Here is a 269-nt window from a genome sequence, read left to right as displayed (position 1 = left end):
CTGCTCTACGGCGACCCGGCGACGCTCGCCGTGCGGACGATTCTGCGCGAGCAAACGCCCGCGTGGTTCGAGGTGGAGACGGGCTTCACCGACCTCACGGGCGGCACGCTCACCTTCCTCGACAGCGGGCAGGGATTCGTGTGGACGAGCGAGCGCGACGGCTACCGCCACCTCTACCTCTACCGCGCCGACGGCACGTTCGTGCGCCCGCTCACGCGCGGGCCGTGGGACGTGACGGGCTTCCTCGGGGCGGACGAGCGGGCGGGCAC

Annotated in this window: 1 protein-coding gene; it reads left to right on the top strand. The window is 72.5% G+C overall.

The window, feature by feature from the left end; genetic code table 11:
* Positions 1-269, top strand: a 269-nt coding sequence (locus RYX56_RS22630; RefSeq protein WP_317124161.1) for a DPP IV N-terminal domain-containing protein, incomplete at both ends; no start/stop codon positions are given.

The sequence above is a fragment of the Alkalihalophilus lindianensis genome (assembly GCF_032843265.1).
In the GTDB taxonomy this organism is placed as follows: Bacteria; Bacillota; Bacilli; order Bacillales; family Bacillaceae_D; genus Alkalihalophilus; species Alkalihalophilus lindianensis.
This window is presented reverse-complemented; position numbering and strand designations above follow the sequence as displayed.